This is a genomic window from Stenotrophomonas sp. 3(2025), from assembly GCF_052665395.1.
In genome coordinates this window covers 18,650-37,441 of the sequence record NZ_JBQOIF010000031.1, presented here as the reverse complement: position 1 = coordinate 37,441, position 18,792 = coordinate 18,650, and the positions used below count along the sequence as shown (strand labels likewise).

The following is an 18,792-nucleotide window of genomic DNA, read 5'->3' as shown; positions in this document are numbered from 1 at the left end:
CGCCTGCGTGATCCCAGCCACCGACCTTTCCCCCCTGCATGGGCGGATGGCCCGTGGCCGCCCGCCGAGGATCTCCATCGATGTTGCCGATTCGCTCCCCCCGCCTGGCCGTACTGGCCGTCGCGCTGTCCGCCGCCTGCACGGCCTACGCCGAAGCCCCGGCCGGATCCCGCAGCGCCACCGATCTGGACGCGGTCAAGGTCATCGCCGAGCGTACCCACACCGAGGCTGGCGCCCTCGGCGATCGCGCCCTGCGTGATACCCCGTTCGCGATCACCGCCGTCGGCCGTGAGCAGATCGAACAGCGCCAGGTCGTGTCGCTGGGCGAAGCCTTCCTGCTCGACCCCTCGGTCACCACCCAGGTCAGCGCCTATGCCAGTGGCTGGAGCTCGCCGATCCGCAACCGTGGCATCGACCTGAATTTCGACAGCTACCGGGTCAACGGTCTGCAGGTCTCGTCCTGGGGCACCGAATGGCCGCTGGAAGTGATGGAACAGGTCGACCTGCTGAAGGGTCCGGGAGGTTTCCTGTACGGCTTCGGCGCGCCGGGCGGCATCGTCAACTACATCACCAGGAAACCGACCGACGTACCGACCTTCTCCGCCCAGCTCGGCTGGCGCGAGCAGGGCATCGTCAGCGGAGGCATCGACGTCGGCGGCCGCTTCGGCAACGAGCAGATGTTCGGCTACCGCTTCAACGCATACCAGGAAAAGGGCGAAACCTTCAACGGTGGCCATGTCGATCGCAAGGTCGGTGCACTGTCGCTGGACGCGCGCCTGAGCGATGCGCTCACCTGGACCTTCGACGGCGTGTTCCAGTCGCGCGACCTGCGCGAGGAATCACCGCAGTACTACTTCCGTGGCCTGACCTCACTGCCGCGGCCGATCGCCGGCGATGTCGACAACAGCGTGCCCGGCACCTACTACGACACCCGCTCCAGCCTGCTGTCCACCGCGCTGAACTGGCAGATCAACAGCGACTGGAAGGCCAGCCTGAGCTATGGCGTCACCACCTCGTGGAACGACGTCAACAAGATCTTCGACTACATCGACGATACCAACGGCGACTACGCCGTCAACGTCTATGAGCTCGGCGGCAAGAGCGAGTGGAAGCTGGCACAGGCACTGGTGCAGGGCCGCTTCGGCACCGGCCCACTGCAGCACCAGCTGGTGGCCGGTGTCAGCCACCAGACCGGGCTGGGCTGGGACCGTCCCTACGAGTTCAGCCTGATCGGCCGCGCCAACCTCTACCAGCGCCATGGCATCCGTCACGACGCGGTGGGTTCCCGGGTGATGACCCGCGGTGACGAGACCGTGCAGCAGGCGGTGTTCGTCAGCGATACCGTCGATCTCAGCCATGGCTGGTCGGTGCTGGCCGGTTGGCGCTACAGCGACTTCGAGACCAAGGGCGCGTACCACACCTATCCGGTCACCCCGACCTATGCGGTCATGTTCAAGCCCAGCGAGGCCGTCACCCTGTATGCCAGCTACATCGAGTCGCTGGAAGCAGGCAGCCGCGTAGGCAACAGCTACATCAATGCCGGCGATGTGCTCGCCCCCACCATCAGCAAGCAGTACGAGATCGGCGCCAAGGTGGAAGCGAATCGCTGGAACGCGAACGTCGCTGCGTTCCGCCTGGAACGTGGCGCCAACATCGATCAGCTGACCGATGCAGGCAAGCGCCTGGTGCAGGATGGCATCACCCTGTACGAAGGCGTCGAAGCCAGCGCCGACCTGCACCTGACCGATGCGCTGACCGTGGGCGGTGGCGTGACCTGGCTGGACCCGACCTACGACAAGCTGTCACCGGGCAGCGCGGCGCAGGAAGGCAACCGTACCGTCGGTGCTGCGCGCTGGAGCGGCGTGCTGCACGCCACTTACCAGCTGCCGTGGGTGGAAGGGCTGGAGACCTATGCCGCCGTGCGCTACTACGGCGATGTCTGGTACGACGCCGACAACACCCTGAAGCTGCCCGACTACACCCTCGTCAACGCCGGCGTCGGTTACCGCCTGCTGGCCTCCGGCCATCCGCTGACCCTGCGGGCCAGCGTGGAGAACCTGGCCAACCGCAGGTACTGGTCCAATGCCGGCGTCGGCCTGCCGCGCACCTTCGCGCTCAGCGTGCGGTTCGACATGTAACGGGCCTCGGTAGCGCCGGGCCATGCCCGGCGGTTGCATGCCACGCCGCGCATGGCGCGGTGCTACCGGATTTCACCCGTGGCCCGTAATAATGGTGGCCGATCCTTTCGCCGAGCCTGCATGTCCGCACGCGAATCCCGCCTCAGCCGCCTGTGGGCCCACGAGAAGGCCAGCTATGGCCTGCGGGTGTTCATTGCCCTGACCGCGGCCATGGCCGTGTGCTGGCATCTGGATGCGCTGACCGCGCTGCCCGGCGTGTTCCTCGGCATCATCGCCAGTGCGATTGCCGAGACCGATGACAACTGGTGGGGGCGGACCAAGGCCGTGCTGCTGTCGCTGTTGTGCTTCTGCCTGGCAGCGGCCTCGGTGATCTGGTTGTTCCCCTGGCCGTGGATCTTCATCGCGGCCCTGGCGCTGTCCACGTTCGGTCTGACACTGCTCGGTGCACTCGGCGAGCGCTACGCATCCATCGCCCAGGCGACCGTGACGCTGGCCATCTACACCATGATCGGCCTGGAACAGCATGGCGCCCATGACCTGCACAGTGCGCTGGATGCGGTCAGCCACCTGCTTGCGGGTGCGGTCTGGTACGGGCTGCTGTCGATCCTGTGGACCACGCTGTTCGCCAACCGGCCGGTGCGCGAGCGCGTGGCCCGGCTGTACGTGGAACTGGGGCGTTACCTGCAGCTCAAGGCCGCGCTGTTCGAACCCGTGCGCGAGGCCGACCTGCAGCGCCGCCAGCTCGACCTGGCCGAACAGAACCGTCGCGTGGTCGGCGCGCTGAACGAGGCGAAGACGGCGATCCTGGCGCGCTTTGGCCGCTCCGGACGGCCCGGCGTCAACTCCGGCCTGTACCTGCGCCTGTACTACATGGCACAGGATTTCCATGAGCGCGCCAGCTCCTCGCATTACCCGTACGGCGCGCTGGTCGACGCGTTCTTCCACAGCGACGTGCTGTACCGCTGCCAGCGCCTGCTCGACCTGCAGGGCCAGGCCTGCGCACGGCTGGGCGAAGCGATCCGGCTGCGTCGTCCGTTCGTCTACGGCGAGAGCAACCAGCAGGCCGGGCGCGATCTGGCCGATGCCCTGGCCTACCTGCGCGACCAGCAACGCCCGCAGTGGCAGCGCCTGCTCGGCTCGCTGGACCTGCTGGTGCACAACCTGCGCAGCATCGAGCGCCGCCTGCTCGATGCCGAACGATCCGAAGCCAGCCTGGACAACGTCGACACCCGCCTGCGCGACAGCAACCCGCACACACTGCGCGAAATGGGCGTGCGCCTGCGCCAGCAGCTCACCCCCGGCTCGGTATTGTTCCGCCATGGCCTGCGCATGGCGCTGGCGCTGATCGCCGGTTTCGTTGCCATCCGCCTGTTCAATGCACAGAACGGCTCGTGGGTCCTGCTGACCATCGTGTTCGTGTGCCGGCCCAGCTTCGGTGCCACCCGCCAGCGCCTGGCCCAGCGCATCGTCGGTACGCTCGCCGGCCTGGTGCTGACCTGGGCGCTGCTGCAGCTGTTCCCAACGCTGGAGATCCAGCTGCTGATCGCACTGCTGTCGGCACTGCTGTTCTTCTTCACCCGTACCGACCGCTATCTGGTCGCCTCGGCCGCCATCACGGTGATGGCGCTGACCTGCTTCAACCTGATCGGCGACGGCTTCGTGCTGATCGTGCCGCGCATGGTCGATACGGTCCTGGGGTGCGCAATCGCCGCAGCGGCCGCGTTCCTGATCCTGCCGGACTGGCAGGGTCGACAGCTGCACCGCGTGCTGGCGCGGGTGCTGGATACCGCCGCCCGTTATCTGGAATCGGTGCTGGGCCAGTACCGCAGCGGCATGCGCGACGACCTGGCCTACCGCATCGCCCGCCGCGACATGCACAACGCCGATGCCGCACTGTCCACCGCATTGTCGAACATGCTGCGCGAACCGGGCCACGTGCGCCGCAACCTCGATTCGGGTTTCCACTTCCTGGCCTTGTCCAACACCCTGCTCGGGCATCTGTCGGCGCTGGGTGCGCACCGCGACCAGGTCGACAGCTACGCGGGCGATCCACTCGCGCTGGCCGCCGGCGAGCGGGTGCGTAAAGCGCTGCAGCAGCTGGCATCGGCATTGACGGCGCAGCAGCCGGTGTCAGAGGAAGACAACGACGCCGATCGTGCGGTGGCTGCGGAACTGGAGCAGCTCGATGAGACGATGCCGCCGAAACTGCAGTTGATCCGCACGCAGATGGCGCTGGTGCTGCGGATGTTGCCGAAGGTGAGAGCAGCGGCCAATGGCGCGGTGCGCGGCCTGGCCTGAGCGGACGGCATCCACGCATGGCGTGGATCTACTGGTGCGGCATCCACGCGTGGCGTGATCTGCTGGAGTGGCATGCGTCCACGGCGGCATCCAGTACCCCCGGAACGACGGTCCCGTCGTCCCTGCATACGGGCAGGAATGCTAGGCTGCGCCGGTCCAAGGAGGTTCCATGTCCGGTCACAACCAGTTCGCCCTGCTGCGCCAGCGCCGTTTCCTGCCGTTCTTCATCGTGCAGGGCTTGGGTGCCTTCAACGACAACGTGTACCGGCAGGCGATCATCGGCCTGCTGTTCTATCTGGGCGTGGCCGAGAGCGAGCGCACGCTCTACACCAACCTGGCGCCGGCGCTGTTCATCCTTCCCTACTTCCTGTTCTCCGCCCTGGCCGGGCAGATCGCGGAAAAGCTGGAGAAGTCGCGGCTGATCGTGATCACCACCACCATGGAGATCGTGATCATGTCGCTGGCTGCGGTGGGCTTTCTCACCGAGAGCCTGCCGGTGCTGCTGGTGGCCCTGTTCTGCACGGGCCTGCAGTCCACCCTGTTCGGCCCGGTGAAGTACTCGGTGCTGCCCTCGGTACTGCGTCCGGAAGAACTGACCGGTGGCAATGGCCTGGTCGAGATGGGCACGTCGATGTCGATCCTGACCGGCATGATCGTCGGCGGCCTGGTGTTCACCCTGGCAGGCAGCCATGGCCCGATCGTGGCCGCCACTGCGGTCATCACGCTGGCGATCTGCGGCAACCTGGCCGCGCGCATGATCCCCAAGGTCGATGCCGGCGCCCCGGACCTGAAGATCAACTGGAACCCGATCCCCGAATCGCTGGCCGTGCTGCGCATGGCCAGGAAACAGAAGGCGGTACGCAACGCCATCCTCGGCGTGTCCTGGTTCTGGTTCGTCGGCACCATCCTGACCGCGCAGCTGCCGTCCTATGCGGTCACCAACCTCGGTGGCGAGCCCACCCTGTACATCTTCGCCCTGGCGCTGTTCTCGGTCGGCACCGGCGTCGGTTCGCTGCTGTGCGAGAAGCTGTCGGCGCGCACGGTGGAGATCGGCCTGGTGCCGCTGGGTGCATTCGGCATGACCGCCTTCCTGCTGGACCTGTACTTCGCACGCGCCGGTGAGGCCACCGCGCAGGGCCTGTCGGTCACCCAGTTCGTGCACCAGGCCGGCAGCATCCGCATCATCATCGACCTGCTCGGCATCGGCCTGTTCACCGGCTTCTTCGTGGTGCCGCTGTTTGCGTTGATCCAGAGCCGCACGCCGAAATCGGAGATGTCGCGCGTATTCGCTGCGCTGAACATCCAGAACTCCGGCTTCATCGTCGCTGCGGCCGTACTCGGCCTGCTCACCCAGCGCCTGCTCGGCTGGACCATCCCGCAGCTGTTTCTGGCACTGGCCATCGCCAATGCCGTGGTGGCGATCTACATCTTCACCATCGTCCCCGAATTCCTGATGCGCTTCCTCAGCTGGGTGATGGTGCGCACGCTGTACCGGCTGCGCCCGCACGGCATCGAAGCGAACGTGCCCGATGAGGGCGCCGCGCTGCTGGTCTGCAACCACGTCAGCTACATGGACGCGCTGATCCTGTCGGCGACGATCCCGCGCCCGGTGCGCTTCGTCATGTACTACAGGATCTTCAACATCCCGGTCATGCGCTGGATCTTCCGCACCGCCAAGGCGATTCCGATCGCCGGTGCGCGCGAAGACCCTGCCCTGATGCAGCGCGCGTTCGATGAGGTCGATGCCGCACTCGCCGAGGGCGAACTGGTATGCATCTTCCCGGAAGGCGCACTGACCCGCGACGGCACGATGGCACCGTTCAAATCCGGCGTGGAGAAGATCCTTGAACGCCGCCCGGTACCGGTGGTGCCGATGGCCCTGCGCGGCATGTGGTCGAGCATGTGGAGCCGCCGCGATACCCGTCTGGGCCGCATGCGCGTGCCGCGCCGGTTCCGGGCGACAGTGGAGGTGGTTGCCGCCCCGGCGGTGGATGGCCATTCCACCGATGCCGCCGCCCTGGAAGCGCAGGTCCGCAGCCTGCGCGGCGACCTCGCCTGACGCAATCGTCCCCTTCCGGGGACGATGACGGGTCGCTGCATACGCCACCGTCCAGAGGCGATGCAAAGCCTGACGGGGCTGAAAACGCATACATGCGTCGTCGGTTGCGGTAGATTACGCACCCACAGGGGGGAGGTTCGGCCTGTCTACGACACGCCGACCGCCAAGGAATGGAGTCTTGCTTTGAATCAACCGCCACCGCTCAGCCGTCCGGTCTACATCCCCAACCATCTGGTCTGGGCGATCCTGACGACGCTGTTCTGCTGCCTGCCGTTGGGCGTGGTGTCGATCGTGTATGCCGCCCAGGTCGATGGTCGCAATGCGGCCGGTGACCTGCCGGGGGCCTATAGCGCGTCGCGCAAGGCGGGCTGGTGGGCGGTGGCTTCGGCCGCAGCCCTGCCGGTCCTGTTGCTGTTGTGGTTCGGGCTGTTCGGCGGCTTGGCCGCGCTGGGCGCTCTATCCGACCTTTGATTCACCACCACCACCCATCGAGGAGCTTGAACCATGAATACCACCACTGCGCAGGTCCCCAACAATCTGGTCTGGGCCATCCTGTCCACCCTGTTCTGCTGCCTGCCGGCCGGCATCGTGTCGATCGTCTACGCCGCCCAGGTCAACGGCAAGCTGGCTGCCGGCGACGTCGCCGGTGCCCGTGATTCGGCCGACAAGGCCAAGAAGTGGGCCATCTGGTCGGCCATCGCTGCCGTTGTGGTTGGCGTCCTGTACTTCATCATCATCATGGCCGTTGGCGGCCTGGGCGCCCTGAGCGGCGGCAACGGCAGCTACTGATGCCCGCGACGGGGTCCGGCCATGCGCCGGATCCCGCCCCCGCATGTCCGCACTTCCTGCTCGTTCCCGACTCACCCGCTGGGCTCCGCTGCTGGCCGCGTCCGGCCTGGCTGCGGGTGCCGCCGTGGTCCTGCGCCACGTCAATCCGTATGTCTCCGGCAATCCGCTGCCGGGCTGTCCGCTGTACGCACTGACCGGCTTCTACTGCCCCGGCTGCGGCAGCACGCGCTGCCTGTACTCACTGGTCCACTTCGACCTGCCCGGCGCGATGGCGATGAACCCATTGCTGGTCATCAGCCTGCCCTTCCTGTTCCTGATGCTGCTCAACACCGCCGGCGTACGCCCGCGCGTGCTTGATCCACTGATGCGGGTACTGGCCAGCCCCACGTTCTGGCTGTGGCTGCTGCCCGGCTATGCCGTGCTGCGCAACCTGCCGTGGGCTCCGTTCACCGCGCTGGCCCCGGTGTAGGTTTCCAGCCAACGGCGCAGCCCCTCGTGGTGGGCGGCAGAAGCTGGGGTTGGCCGGGCGGGTGGGCTGCGCAGGGGCCGCTGCAAGTACGTCCATGTAAGCTCGGTCGCGCCATCCATGGCGCTTACGCCCCTGCGCAACCCACCCGCCCGGCCACGGACAATTTCCGTGCGCGTCCACCACAGGAAAGAAAAAGAGAAGATCAAAAGCCGAAGCGGGTCGCTCCGCTCGGCATCCACGCATGGCGTGGATCTACTGGCCGTCATCGGAAACTGTCGGGGCTGGGGCGGTGTGGGGCTGCAGGACCGTTGGCGCCATGGATGGCGCCATCGAGCCCCCATGGATGGGTTAACGGCGTGTCCTGCAGCCCCACACCGCCCCACCAAACCCACGGAAATCCAGAGCCGCTGTTACAGTTGCAGTTGCAGTTGCAGTTGCTTCCAGCGGGTGCAGGGCGGCAAGCCCTGCAGAAAGAACAACTAAGTCACCCAGCCCGCGATCACCAGCAGGGCCAGCACCGCCAGCCACAGCAGCAGCATCCGCCACACCAGGCTCATCGCATCCCGCAGGTCCGGCAACCGCTGCCACACCGGCAGCAGGCCGGCTTCGGTGTAATCGTGAGCGTCTTCGCGCAGCTCGGCATTGACGCTGGCACGCGCCACCGCACCCAGGAAACCAATGCCGCCGGCCAAGCGCCCACCATGCGCTTGGCGCCATGCTTTCCAGGCCGTGTCGAAGTTGCCGACCAGGGCCATCGAGAACGCCATCAACTGTGCCACCGGCCACTCGATCCAGCCCAGCAGCCGCTGTGCCAGCGCCAGCGGCTCCACCGGCACGCGCGCGCGCATCGGGCTTTCCGCCATCAGTGCCAGCAGGCGATAACCGAGAGCCCCCACCGGGCCCAGCAGCAGGAACCAGAACAGCACCGCGAACCAGCGCCGCAGGGCGTTGAGCACGGTCGCCTCGACCAGTGAAGGAACATCCTCGCGCAGGCTGCCACCGGCCGACTGCAGGTTGCGTACCGCCGCCTGCCGGGTCGGCGCATCGTCGGCATCGATGATCGCTTCGATGTCGCGGTCCAGATCGCGCGGGCCCCAGCACCAGGCCAGCACGGCCACGCCCAGCAGCAGCGCCGGAAGGCCGAACAGCACCCCGCGCAGCAGCCAGGCGACCAGCGCCATCAGCAGCAGTGGCGGTACGATCGCCAGCGCCACGCCGGCGGCCCCCTGCCAGGCCCGACCACCGCGCGCGTCCAGCCAGCCCAGCCAACGCCGGAAGCCGTCGAAACGGCGCAGCGACGCGGCAGCGGCCGGGGCGACATGGCCAAGGGCCAGTGCCACCAACACGGCGACCAGGGTGGTGAACATGGCAGGTCTCCCTACGAGCGAGCGTTCGGCGTCGTTACCTTACCTGTCGCAGCGTCGCCGTCAGCGGTGAACCGTACTGTAACCGGCTGCGTGTTCAGGTGGCGGCAATGCTGGCGCCGCCGGATGCCGGTTGCTGGCGGTACCAATGCTCGATCAGGCCCCGCGAAATGGAAATCGGCGGTGACAGACGGATGCCTTCTCCATCGTCCTCGACGTCACGCGCGAGGGCCGCGCCAACGTCCTCGGCGCTGAACCAGCGCGCGTCTTCCAGCTCGCCATCCACGGTCGGCACGTCGTCGTGTGCCTGCGCGCGGAATCCGACCATCAAGGCGCCGGGGAACGGCCAGGGCTGCGAGCCAAGGTACTGGCAGGCGGTCACCCGCACCTTGCTCTCTTCGTGCACTTCGCGCGCTACGGTCTGCTCGAAGGTCTCGCCCGGCTCGACAAAGCCGGCCAGCACCGAATAGCGGCGCGGCGCCCAGTTGGACTGGCGGCCCAGCAACAGCCGGCCCTGGTTTTCCACCGCGACGATCACGGCCGGGTCGACGCGCGGATAGTGCTCGGTCGCGCACTGCGGGCAGCGGCCGACGAAGCCCCCCCGGGCGAACGTCACGGCACCGCCGCAGACACCGCAGAAGCGGGTACGCGATTGCCAGTAGGACATGCCACGGGCGTAGCTGAAGGCGGTCGCATCGGCCACGGTCCACAGCAGCGCGGCCTGGCGCAGATCGAGCCGGCGTGGCGCGGTGACCGTCACGCTGGCCGCTTCCACCGAGAACCACGCCTGCTCGCCACGCAGGCCGAGGAAGATCGCAACACCTGGCCCGCCACCGACATCGGCGCCGGTCAACGCCAGCGGCTGGTCGTCGTCACCGGTGAAGGCGGTGCCGTCCTGGTCCAGGACAAGAATGCGCGCATCGGGCCACAGGCGCGCCAGAGCATCGGCATCTTCGCGCATGGCATCGGCGCGCTCCAACGGTTCACCCACGAAGGCAAAACCGGAAAGCGGCGAAGGAGAATTGAGCATCCAGCTAGCCTGCCGCCAATCACGGCAAGTGGCAAGCCGCAGACTGTGCAGAAACCCGCCTGTGGTTGCAGCAACGGTCATCCACGCATGGCGTGGATCTGCCGAAGGCAGCGCGCGGGGTGCATGCCCCACGCCCTGCAATTACATGCTGAAACTGCTGCCGCAGCCGCAGGTGGTCTTGGCGTTCGGATTGCGGATCACGAACTGCGCACCGGTCAGGCTCTCGGTGTAATCCACTTCGGCACCCATCAGGTACTGCAGGCTGAGCGGATCGACCAGCAGGGTGACCCCGCTGGTCTGCACCGCCAGGTCATCGCCGGCACGGTTCTCGTCGAACTCGAACCCGTACTGGAAGCCCGAACAGCCGCCGCCCTCGATGTACACACGCAATGACAGGTCGGGGTTGCCCTCGTCCTGGATCAGTTCCTTGACCTTGGCCGCAGCGGCCTCGGTGAAGTTCAGCGGCCGATCCAGCGACTGGTAGTCGGGCGCGGCGGCCGGCGTGGCGCCGGGGAGGGAGACGAGCGTGTTCATGGGCTCAGCATGGGGGCGCCGGCGCTGGCTTTCAAGCCATCGCCTCGGCCAGCTTGCGGCGGGCGGCGGTGTCGCCCTTGCCGTCAGCGGATGCTTCGCCTTCCGGCGCCGGCAAGGCCTGCATCGGGGCGCTGGCATGGATCAGCCGGCCGTTCAGCTGGGCACCCGCATTCATTTCCACCACCTGGTAGTGAACATTGCCGTTGACCCGCGCACTCGGGGTCAGCTCGACCTTCTCGGTGGCATGGACATCGCCGTCCAGGCGGCCACTGATGACCACCACCTGGGCGCGGATCTCGCCTTCGATCACGCCATGCTCGGCGAGGGTCAGGGTCGCCGCGCTGGCGCCCTCCTGGGCAATCACCTTGCCGTGGATGCGACCTTCCACGTACAGGCCACCACTGAATTCCACATCGCCACGGATCACCACCTGGTTGCCGATCAGGGCATCCACCACCAGTTGGCCGTCACGGCTGGATTTGCTGCTTCCGAACATCTGCCTACTCCCCTTTGCTGGCCGGTGCGCCGGCCTGTTTCCAGTCGAATACCTGCGTGGTGCCCCCCGCACCACTCCCCAATGTCACCTTCACCCGTTGCGGGGTGAAGTCAGCCGGCAGCATCACGCTGCCGGTGAGCTGCTGGAAGTACCGGAACGAGTAATCCTGTCCCGGCACCTTGCTGCGCTGGTGCAGCTCGTCCCAGCTGATGGTGGCCAGCTTGCCGTTCTTCACGCCTTCCACCGTGAAACGCATCTGCCCTTGGCTGATCGCTCCGCGGTTGAGGTTCTGGGTCAGCACCACGCTGTACTGCCAGGTGCCGGCCGATTCCGGGCTGAATTCAATCGAATGGGTGTTCAGGCCCTTGCGCTGGCTGGTCGAGCCCACCAGGCGTTCGTAGAAGGCGACGTCAGCGCGCAGGCCGGCGATCTCTTCATCACGCTCGGCCAGCGAAGACTGCACTTCGTTGTTGGCGGCGCGGCTGATGCGGTCCGACGCTTCCAGCGTGGCCTGCTTCTGGCGCAGTTCGGTCAGCTGCGTCTGCAGCGTATCGGCGCGCTTCTCGGCAGCCTGCACGCGCTGGCCCTGTTCACCGCGCGGCGTGCCCAGCCAGCAGCCACCCAGCACCGCAAGCACCAGGCTCAGCAGCCAGATGCCGGCGATCACCAGCAGGCGACGGCGGTCGGCGGGTGGTTGCGCGGCACCGGGAAGGCGGACCTGCACGCGCATGGGAGGGCGGTTGTTCATGGGTAGTCTCCGTGGCAGCGCCGAAGCGCCGCCAATACGGCCCCTGGGGCAAACGACGGGCTAGTGTATGACAGGAACGGCAGGTTTCCCCGGTGCCGGCCGGTACCGGGCGGTGGCATTCAGCCACTCCATGGTCGATAGTGTGGCACCCCGCACAGTTCCGCCGCCGGAGCCCGCCATGACCGAAGCCCACCTGTTCGTGATCGGCATCCTGCTGGCCTGGCTGGCCGGCATCCGCGTCTACCTCACCGTATTCGGCGTCGGCATCGCCGGCCTGCTCGGCTGGGTCGACCTGCCACCGGCGCTGCAGGCCACCGAGTCGTGGTGGGTGCTGGGCACGTCGGCGGCGCTGGCCATTGCCGAATTCTTCGCCGACAAGATTCCCGGCGTGGATTCAGCCTGGGACCTGGTGCAGACCCTGGCGCGCGTGCCCGCCGGTGCTTTCCTCGCGGCAGCGACACTGTCGCCCGATGGCAACCTGGGCACCGGTGCACTGGTCGCCGGCGCGGGCGTTGCACTGGCCAGCCATGGCCTGAAGGCCGGCACCCGCGCCCTGCTCAACACCTCACCGGAACCGGCCAGCAACTGGGTCGCCTCTGCGGCCGAAGATACGGTGGTGATCGGCGGCTTGGCGCTCGCGCTGGCGCATCCATGGATCGCGCTGGTGGTAGTGCTGGCCTGCAGCGTGGCCGGCGCATTGCTGGTCTGGCTGGTCTGGCGCACCCTGTGGAAAAGCGTGCGCTGGTTGGCACGTGGCGGCAGCCACGACGGACAACGGCAACCGCGTACCGGTTGATCGGCAGGCTTGTCGCATAATGGCCGCGAACACCAGGAGCATCGATGGCCGCAAACGAATCCGCCGCGGGCCCCCGCCCGGGACGCGCTGAAACCCCTCCGGCCGATCATTGGCAACGTTGGGCCGCCCCCTTGGCCGCGGCAACGCCTGCCGAAGGAGTACCGGCGGTGTCAGAGGCACCCGCCCTGTCGGTGCCCGGCGACGGCGCCCGACTGGCGGCTCCGCCCCCCCTGCCCTCCACCGCGGCACTGCCCGAGGCGGGCAACAGTGACATCCCGCCTGTCGATGCCGACTCGCCCTACCGCGTGCTGATCGTCGAAGACGATCGTGCCCAGGCGCTGTTCGCACAGAGCGTGCTGCATGGCGCCGGCATGCAGGCGATCGTGCTCGGCGATGCCGATGGCGTGCAGCAGGCCATCCGCGAGCAACGCCCTGACCTGATCCTGATGGATCTGCACCTGCCCGGGCTGGATGGCATGCGGTTGACCGCGATGATCCGCCAGCAGCCCGGCATGCAGCTGCTGCCGATCGTCTTCCTCAGCGGCGACCCGGATCCGGAGCGCCAGTTCGAAGTGCTCGACTGCGGTGCCGACGATTACCTGAGCAAGCCGATCCGGCCGCGCCACCTGATTGCCGCGGTGGCCAACCGTATCCGCCGCGCACGCGCGCAGGCAGCAACCCTGCCCGGTGCCAACGGTGCTCCGGCCACCAGCAACCCGGAAACCGGGCTGCCCACGCGCCACCATGTGCTGCAGCAACTCAACGCGACGCTGGCCCAGCACGAACGCGGTGGCGTGTTCTTCGTGGAAATCTCCAGCGCGCTGGGCCTGCGCGAACGCTATGGCTATGCGGCCTTCGAGCGGCTGATGGTGCAGGCCGGGCAACGCCTTGCCGAGGCTGGCCATCCGCACCTGCTGGCGCGCCTGAACGACAACAGCTTCCTGCTGCTGGCGCGCAACGCCGATGAGGACAGCCTGGAAGCGATCGCCGGCACCCTGCGTGAGCAGCTGTCGGCGCGCGCCTTCGTGATCCGCGACGACGAGTCGGTACACCTGCGTGGCGTGGTCGGCTACGCGCCGCTGTCGCCGGGTTTCGACGATGCCAGCAGCGCCCTGGAAGCGATCGAACGTACCACCCTGCAGGCACGCCTGCTCAGCGCCGGCGTGGCCGGCCACGTGCATCGCCAGGTCACGACCGAGCAGGAGCACCTGGCGTTGCTGGAGGGCCAGCTCGAGCTCGCTTACCAGCCGATCGTCGCCGTCGCCGGCGGCAGCAGCGCGCAGTACCAGTTGCTGCTGCGCCTGCGCCGGACCGATGGCAGCGTACTGACCGCCGGCCAGGTGATTCCGGCAGCCGAGGCGGCCGGCCGCATCGCCGACCTCGACCAGCAGGTGCTGGAGCATGCGATGGGTCTGCTCGACCTGTATCGCCACGCCACCCAGCCGCTGAACCTGTTCGTCTCGCAGTCGCTGCGCACCCTGCAGCGCGATGCCTTCGCCGACTGGCTGCTGGAGTCACTGCAGCAACGCCGCCTGCCCGGCAGCGCGCTGGTGATCGACGTGCGCCTGCCCGATGCACTGATCCACACCGTGCCGTTGCAGCAGTTCTGCCAGCGCATGGCCAGCGTCGGCGTGCGCTTCTGCCTGAGCCAGTTCGAACCGGGCAGCGAAGCCCTGGCCCTGCTTACCCAGTTGCCCCTGTCGTTCGTGCGCATGGCCGCACGCTTTTCCAGCAGCCACTCCAACCCCGATACGCGCGAAGAACTGCGCCGATCGATCGAGCAGGCGCATGCAGCCGGCCTGCAGATCATCGGCCAGCAGATCGAGGACCCGCAGGCAGCGGCCGCGATGTGGGTCGGCGGTGTCGATTACATCCAGGGCAACATGGTGCAGTCAGCCGGCAGCGACCTGAACTTCGACTTCCACAACGCGGTGCTCTGAGTGTCACCGACGGTCGCGCTGTTGGCGGTGCTGGCGCTGGCCATCGTCGCCCTGCTGGTACTGGGCCTGCGATTGCGTTCGCGCAATCGCGCGCTGACGGCACTGCAGCGCGAACGCATCACCCTGACCAGCGAACGCGACCAGCTGCGGCGCACCACCGAGCGCCAGGGCCAGCTGGAACATCAGCTGCTGCAGGCCAAGCAGGCAGCAGAAGCAGCCGTGCTGGCCAAGGGCGAATTCCTGGCCACCATGAGCCATGAAATCCGCACGCCGCTCAACGGCATCCTGCCGATGCTGGAGCTGATTGCCCGCGGCCCGCTGGGCGAAGACCAGCGGCAGATGCTGGCCACCGCCTCGGCCAGCTCGCAGCAGCTGCTGCGCATCGTCGATGACATCCTCGACTACTCGCGCCTGGAAGCCCAGGCGCTGGAGCTGGAGATCACCAGCTTCAACCTGCGCGAACTGCTCGATGGCGTGGTGCAGTTGCTGCAGCGCGCCGCCGAAGCCAAGGGCCTGACGCTGAGCCTGCAACTGGATCCGGCCGTGCGCCTGCCGGTACGCGGCGACCCGGTGCGCCTGCGCCAGGTCCTGGGCAACCTGCTGGCCAATGCCATCAAGTTCACCGCACGCGGCCAGGTGCAGTTGCGCGTGCAGCGGCTGGGCGAAGGACCCGCCCAGCACCAGCTGCGTTTCGAAGTGATCGACACTGGCATCGGCATCGATGAGGCCCTGCAGGCGCGGCTGTTCCAGTCCTTCAGCCAGGCCGACGCGTCCACCACCCGCATCTACGGTGGCACCGGCCTGGGCCTGGCCATCTGCAAGCGCATCACCGACCTGATGCATGGCGACATCGGCGTGCATTCCACCCCAGGCCAGGGCGCAACCTTCTGGTTTGAAATACCGCTGCTGAAGGTTCCCGGCGACCTGCCGGCGCTCGCCCGCTCACCGGCAGCGCTGCTGCTGTACACCGCCGATGCGCAGCTGCAGCCACGCGTCGAGCGCATCGCCGCGCACCACGGCCTGCAGGTGCAGCCGCTGGCCAGCATTGATGAGGCAATGGAACGCCTGCGCGCAGCACCACGCCCGGGCCAGAGCACACCGGCATGGCTGCTGGTCGACGCGCGCCACCGCCGCAATGGCGAGGCGGCCCTGCAGCGCACCTTGGCCGAGCGCGGTGCCGACGACGCACTGCAGGTGCTGTGGCTGCAGGACGACCCGGTTGCAGCACGGCCGCGCCAGCAGCAGCTGCACAGCGCATTCAACGATGCCGACCTGCACGCCCTGCTGGCGCAGCCAACAGCCACTGCACGTCCGGCAGCGCTGCTTGCCAACGCCGAAGGCGCCAGTCCGGCCGCCGCGCTGCCGCCACTGGATCTGCATGTGCTGCTGGTCGAAGACAACACGGTCAACCGGATGGTGGCCGAGCACCTGCTGCGGGTCTTCCAGTGTCGCGTGCGCAATGCCGCCGACGGCGAGCAGGCCCTCGCACTGCTGCGCGAAGGTGGAATCGACGTGGTGCTGATGGATTGCCAGATGCCGGTGCTCGACGGCTACAGCGCGACACAGCGCTGGCGCAGGGAGGAAGCCGAAGCCGGGCGCACGCGGTTGCCGATCATCGCGATGACCGCCAACGCCATGGCCGGTGATCGCGAACGCTGCCTGCAGGCGGGCATGGACGACTACCTGTCCAAGCCGATCACCCGTGAAGCACTGCATGCGTTGCTGCAGCGTTGGGGGCAGGTCTGCGTGGATCGCGGACATGCACCGCTGCCGCACCCCGTTCAACCTGCCGCAACCCCGAGCGTGCCCGACGGCGAAAGACTGGACGATGAACGAACGCGCGCGACCCCGGTTCCACAGCCGGTGCTTGATCGCAGCGTGCTGGATGAACTGCAGGCGGTGATCGGCGATGCCGCCGCGCAGATCGTAACGGTGTTCCTGGAAGACGCACCGCAGTTGGTGCAGCAGCTGCAGCAGGCGGCGCAGGGCAACGACGTCGAACGCCTGCAGGCGCTGTCGCACAGCCTGAAATCCTCCAGCGCCAACGTCGGCGCGCTGTCGCTGTCAGCGGTGGCGCGGCGGATCGAACACGAAGCCCGCAGTGGCAGCCTGCAGCGCCCTGCCGTGGCAGTGGCGCTGCTGGTAGCGGAGTTCGCCCGCGCGCGCGTGGCGCTGACCGGCTACCTCGCCGGCCAGGCCCGTTGAGTCACTCTTCGAGCTTGCTCAGCAGGTACTTCGGCTCACCGATGCGCTCGATCAGCTCCAGCTGGGTTTCCAGCCAGTCGATGTGTTCTTCCTCGGAATCGAGGATCTTCACGAACAGCTGGCGGCTGACGTAGTCGCCGACCGAATCGGCATAGGCCACGGCCTCGCGCAGGGTGACCACGCCATCGCGTTCCAGCGACAGATCGCACTGCAGGATCTCGGTCGGGTTCTCACCGATGCGCAGCTTGCCCAGCGCCTGGAAATTCGGCAGGCCTTCAAGGAACAGGATGCGATCGGCGAGCATGTCGGCATGCTTCATTTCCTCGATCGATTCCTTGTACTCGTGTTCGGCCAGTTCCTTGATGCCCCAGTTCTTGAGCATCTTGGCGTGCAGGAAGTACTGGTTGATCGCGGTCAGCTCGTTGTAGAGGACCTTGTTGAGGAATTCGATGACCTTGGTGTCGCCCTTCATGGGGATGCTCCTGCACGCTGAAATCGCGGGCACTGTAACGCCTTGCGCCTGCGCGTGAAGGAACGCGAATCGTGTGCATTGGCTACTGCGGCCAGCAATGAAGACCAGGAGCGTGCGGCGTCAACGCGCCGCGAAACGACTCAAGCGACCTGCGCCAGACCCAGTACCGGCAACGGAAGATCGTGGGTGGCACGCGCCTTGGCCAGCAGCTCGCCGGCCATGTCCAGGCAGGAGCCGCAGGTGGCGCCGCATCCGGTGCGCATGGTCAGCTCGGCCACCGACGTGACGCCATGGCTGGCGGCTTCGCGGATCTGGTGGTCGGTAACACCGTTGCAGATGCAGACGTACACGGGCGGGAACCAGGGCAGCAGGCCAGTAGCGGCCTGGTCGCTATTCCAATGGAAACGAGAATGGTTGTCAATCAGCGACCTGAACCATTCTCGATAAGGTTCAGCCTCCGGTCCAACCGGCCCGCCGTAGGGCGGCTACAGACACAACAGCGCCAGCACCGGCGTGCCAAGGAAGACGATCAGCCAGCAGCGCTCGCCGCCTGCTGCCCTCCGCCGAATCAGGTAGTCCGCCAGGAACAGGGCGCCGGCACCGGTGGCCAGGGCCAGGGCCACCCCCAGCGCAAGCGGCATCCATGCGGTGTCGGCGAGGACCACCACGCACAACAGCAGCCAGGGCAGGCTTGCCAGACGGACAGCCAGTTGCTGCCGGAAATACCCGGCAGGGGGGCGTTGTGACGGCTCGCTCCGCGCTTTGCGCAGCTTCCCCGTCAAACGGCCCCCGGTTCACCCTTCGCCTTGCGCGGCCAGTATCCGCCGCGCTTGGGCGTGCGCTTCCTGGGCCTGTCGTGGCCGGCCGCGTGGCCTGGCATCCAGGCCTCGGCAGCGCTCTTGGGCATGGCACTGATGCCCTGTCCCGCCACCCCCTGGGCCAACGGCGCCAGATGTCGCAGCGCGCGCGCGTAGACGCCACGCTTGAACACCACCACATGCTCCACCGGGTACCAGAAGTCGACCCAGCGCCAATGATCGAACTCGGGCGAGTCGGTATGGTCCAGGCTGACGTGGGCCTCATCACCGGTCAGGCGCAGCAGGAACCAGACCTGCTTCTGGCCGATGCAGACCTGGCGTTCATTGCGGCGGATGGCACGCGCCGGCAGCTTGTAACGCAGCCAGCCCGGTGTCGCCCCAAGCACTTCAACGTGCTCCGGCAACAGCCCGGTCTCTTCCTGCAGTTCACGATACATGGCCTCGACAGGCGTCTCGTCGGTGTTCATGCCACCCTGCGGGAACTGCCAGCCATCCCGGCGCACACGTCGTGCCCAGAACACCTGCCCGTCCTGCCGCATCAGCACGATGCCGACGTTCGGTCGATAGCCGTCCGGATCGATCACGATGCGGACTCCTAAGAAAATCTACTGGTTGGGACTATCCCATGCCGTCTGT

At 67.2% G+C, this 18,792-nt stretch carries 18 protein-coding genes; 9 read left to right on the top strand and 9 right to left on the bottom strand.

Annotation, left to right across the window (positions count from 1 at the left end; genetic code table 11):
- Positions 1–80: 80 nt before the first annotated feature.
- The 6 genes from ACUXVE_RS18525 to ACUXVE_RS18500 all read left to right on the top strand — a co-directional run bounded on the left by ACUXVE_RS18525 (position 81) and on the right by ACUXVE_RS18500 (position 7,753).
- Positions 81–2,138: a TonB-dependent siderophore receptor gene (locus ACUXVE_RS18525; protein ID WP_445514921.1), complete on the top strand. Its 2,058-nt coding sequence runs from the start codon at positions 81–83 to the stop codon at positions 2,136–2,138.
- Between the two features lie 120 nt (positions 2,139–2,258).
- The gene (gene yccS / locus ACUXVE_RS18520; RefSeq protein WP_222388256.1) at positions 2,259–4,436 is read left to right on the top strand and encodes a YccS family putative transporter; all 2,178 of its coding nucleotides are present in this window, start codon (positions 2,259–2,261) and stop codon (positions 4,434–4,436) included.
- 169 nt (positions 4,437–4,605) lie between these two features.
- Positions 4,606–6,495, top strand: a complete 1,890-nt coding sequence (locus ACUXVE_RS18515) for an MFS transporter (RefSeq protein WP_445514920.1) — start codon at positions 4,606–4,608, stop codon at positions 6,493–6,495.
- Positions 6,496–6,678: 183 nt separating this feature from the next.
- Positions 6,679–6,966: a CD225/dispanin family protein gene (locus tag ACUXVE_RS18510; protein ID WP_025874636.1), complete on the top strand. Its 288-nt coding sequence runs from the start codon at positions 6,679–6,681 to the stop codon at positions 6,964–6,966.
- A gap of 33 nt (positions 6,967–6,999) precedes the next feature.
- A complete protein-coding gene (locus tag ACUXVE_RS18505; protein ID WP_025874635.1) occupies positions 7,000–7,284 on the top strand; it encodes a CD225/dispanin family protein in 285 nt (94 codons plus the stop codon).
- Between the two features lie 43 nt (positions 7,285–7,327).
- Positions 7,328–7,753 (top strand): DUF2752 domain-containing protein, encoded by a 426-nt coding sequence (locus ACUXVE_RS18500; protein ID WP_025874634.1) that lies wholly within the window; start codon positions 7,328–7,330, stop codon positions 7,751–7,753.
- Positions 7,754–8,232: 479 nt separating this feature from the next.
- Here ACUXVE_RS18500 and ampE read toward each other — a convergent pair whose 3' ends face one another.
- The 5 genes from ampE to ACUXVE_RS18475 all read right to left on the bottom strand — a co-directional run bounded on the left by ampE (position 8,233) and on the right by ACUXVE_RS18475 (position 11,925).
- A complete protein-coding gene (gene ampE, locus ACUXVE_RS18495; RefSeq protein ID WP_222388254.1) occupies positions 8,233–9,120 on the bottom strand; it encodes a regulatory signaling modulator protein AmpE in 888 nt (295 codons plus the stop codon).
- 94 nt (positions 9,121–9,214) lie between these two features.
- A complete protein-coding gene (nudC, locus tag ACUXVE_RS18490; protein ID WP_222388253.1) occupies positions 9,215–10,147 on the bottom strand; it encodes an NAD(+) diphosphatase in 933 nt (310 codons plus the stop codon).
- A 141-nt stretch (positions 10,148–10,288) separates the two neighbouring features.
- Entirely contained in the window at positions 10,289–10,681 is a 393-nt protein-coding gene (gene erpA, locus ACUXVE_RS18485) for an iron-sulfur cluster insertion protein ErpA (protein WP_025874631.1), read from the bottom strand.
- A 31-nt stretch (positions 10,682–10,712) separates the two neighbouring features.
- Positions 10,713–11,177: a bactofilin family protein gene (locus tag ACUXVE_RS18480; protein WP_025874630.1), complete on the bottom strand. Its 465-nt coding sequence runs from the start codon at positions 11,175–11,177 to the stop codon at positions 10,713–10,715.
- A 4-nt stretch (positions 11,178–11,181) separates the two neighbouring features.
- Positions 11,182–11,925, bottom strand: a complete 744-nt coding sequence (locus tag ACUXVE_RS18475) for a DUF6776 family protein (protein WP_025874629.1) — start codon at positions 11,923–11,925, stop codon at positions 11,182–11,184.
- A gap of 178 nt (positions 11,926–12,103) precedes the next feature.
- On the opposite strand from ACUXVE_RS18475, the gene ACUXVE_RS18470 reads away from it, so the two are divergent.
- The 3 genes from ACUXVE_RS18470 to ACUXVE_RS18460 are packed head-to-tail and all read left to right on the top strand — an operon-like array spanning position 12,104 to position 16,866.
- On the top strand, positions 12,104–12,721 hold the full coding sequence (locus ACUXVE_RS18470; protein WP_445514919.1) for a DUF4126 domain-containing protein: 618 nt from the start codon (positions 12,104–12,106) through the stop codon (positions 12,719–12,721).
- A gap of 44 nt (positions 12,722–12,765) precedes the next feature.
- Positions 12,766–14,661, top strand: coding sequence for an EAL domain-containing protein (locus tag ACUXVE_RS18465; protein ID WP_093818183.1), 1,896 nt, complete (start codon positions 12,766–12,768; stop codon positions 14,659–14,661).
- Complete coding sequence (locus ACUXVE_RS18460; RefSeq protein ID WP_222388251.1) at positions 14,662–16,866, top strand: ATP-binding protein; 2,205 nt, start codon at positions 14,662–14,664, stop codon at positions 16,864–16,866.
- Between the two features lies 1 nt (position 16,867).
- Here the strand turns inward: ACUXVE_RS18460 and bfr are convergent, their stop codons facing one another.
- The 4 genes from bfr to ACUXVE_RS18440 form a co-directional block, all read right to left on the bottom strand.
- The gene (gene bfr / locus ACUXVE_RS18455; RefSeq protein WP_025874625.1) at positions 16,868–17,338 is read right to left on the bottom strand and encodes a bacterioferritin; all 471 of its coding nucleotides are present in this window, start codon (positions 17,336–17,338) and stop codon (positions 16,868–16,870) included.
- A gap of 140 nt (positions 17,339–17,478) precedes the next feature.
- Positions 17,479–17,688, bottom strand: coding sequence for a (2Fe-2S)-binding protein (locus tag ACUXVE_RS18450; protein WP_032951724.1), 210 nt, complete (start codon positions 17,686–17,688; stop codon positions 17,479–17,481).
- Positions 17,689–17,823: 135 nt separating this feature from the next.
- Complete coding sequence (locus tag ACUXVE_RS18445) at positions 17,824–18,120, bottom strand: hypothetical protein (protein WP_258954242.1); 297 nt, start codon at positions 18,118–18,120, stop codon at positions 17,824–17,826.
- Positions 18,117–18,740, bottom strand: a complete 624-nt coding sequence (locus ACUXVE_RS18440) for an RNA pyrophosphohydrolase (protein ID WP_049466578.1) — start codon at positions 18,738–18,740, stop codon at positions 18,117–18,119. The genes ACUXVE_RS18445 and ACUXVE_RS18440 overlap by 4 nt, the downstream gene beginning before the upstream one ends.
- Positions 18,741–18,792 lie beyond the last annotated feature (52 nt).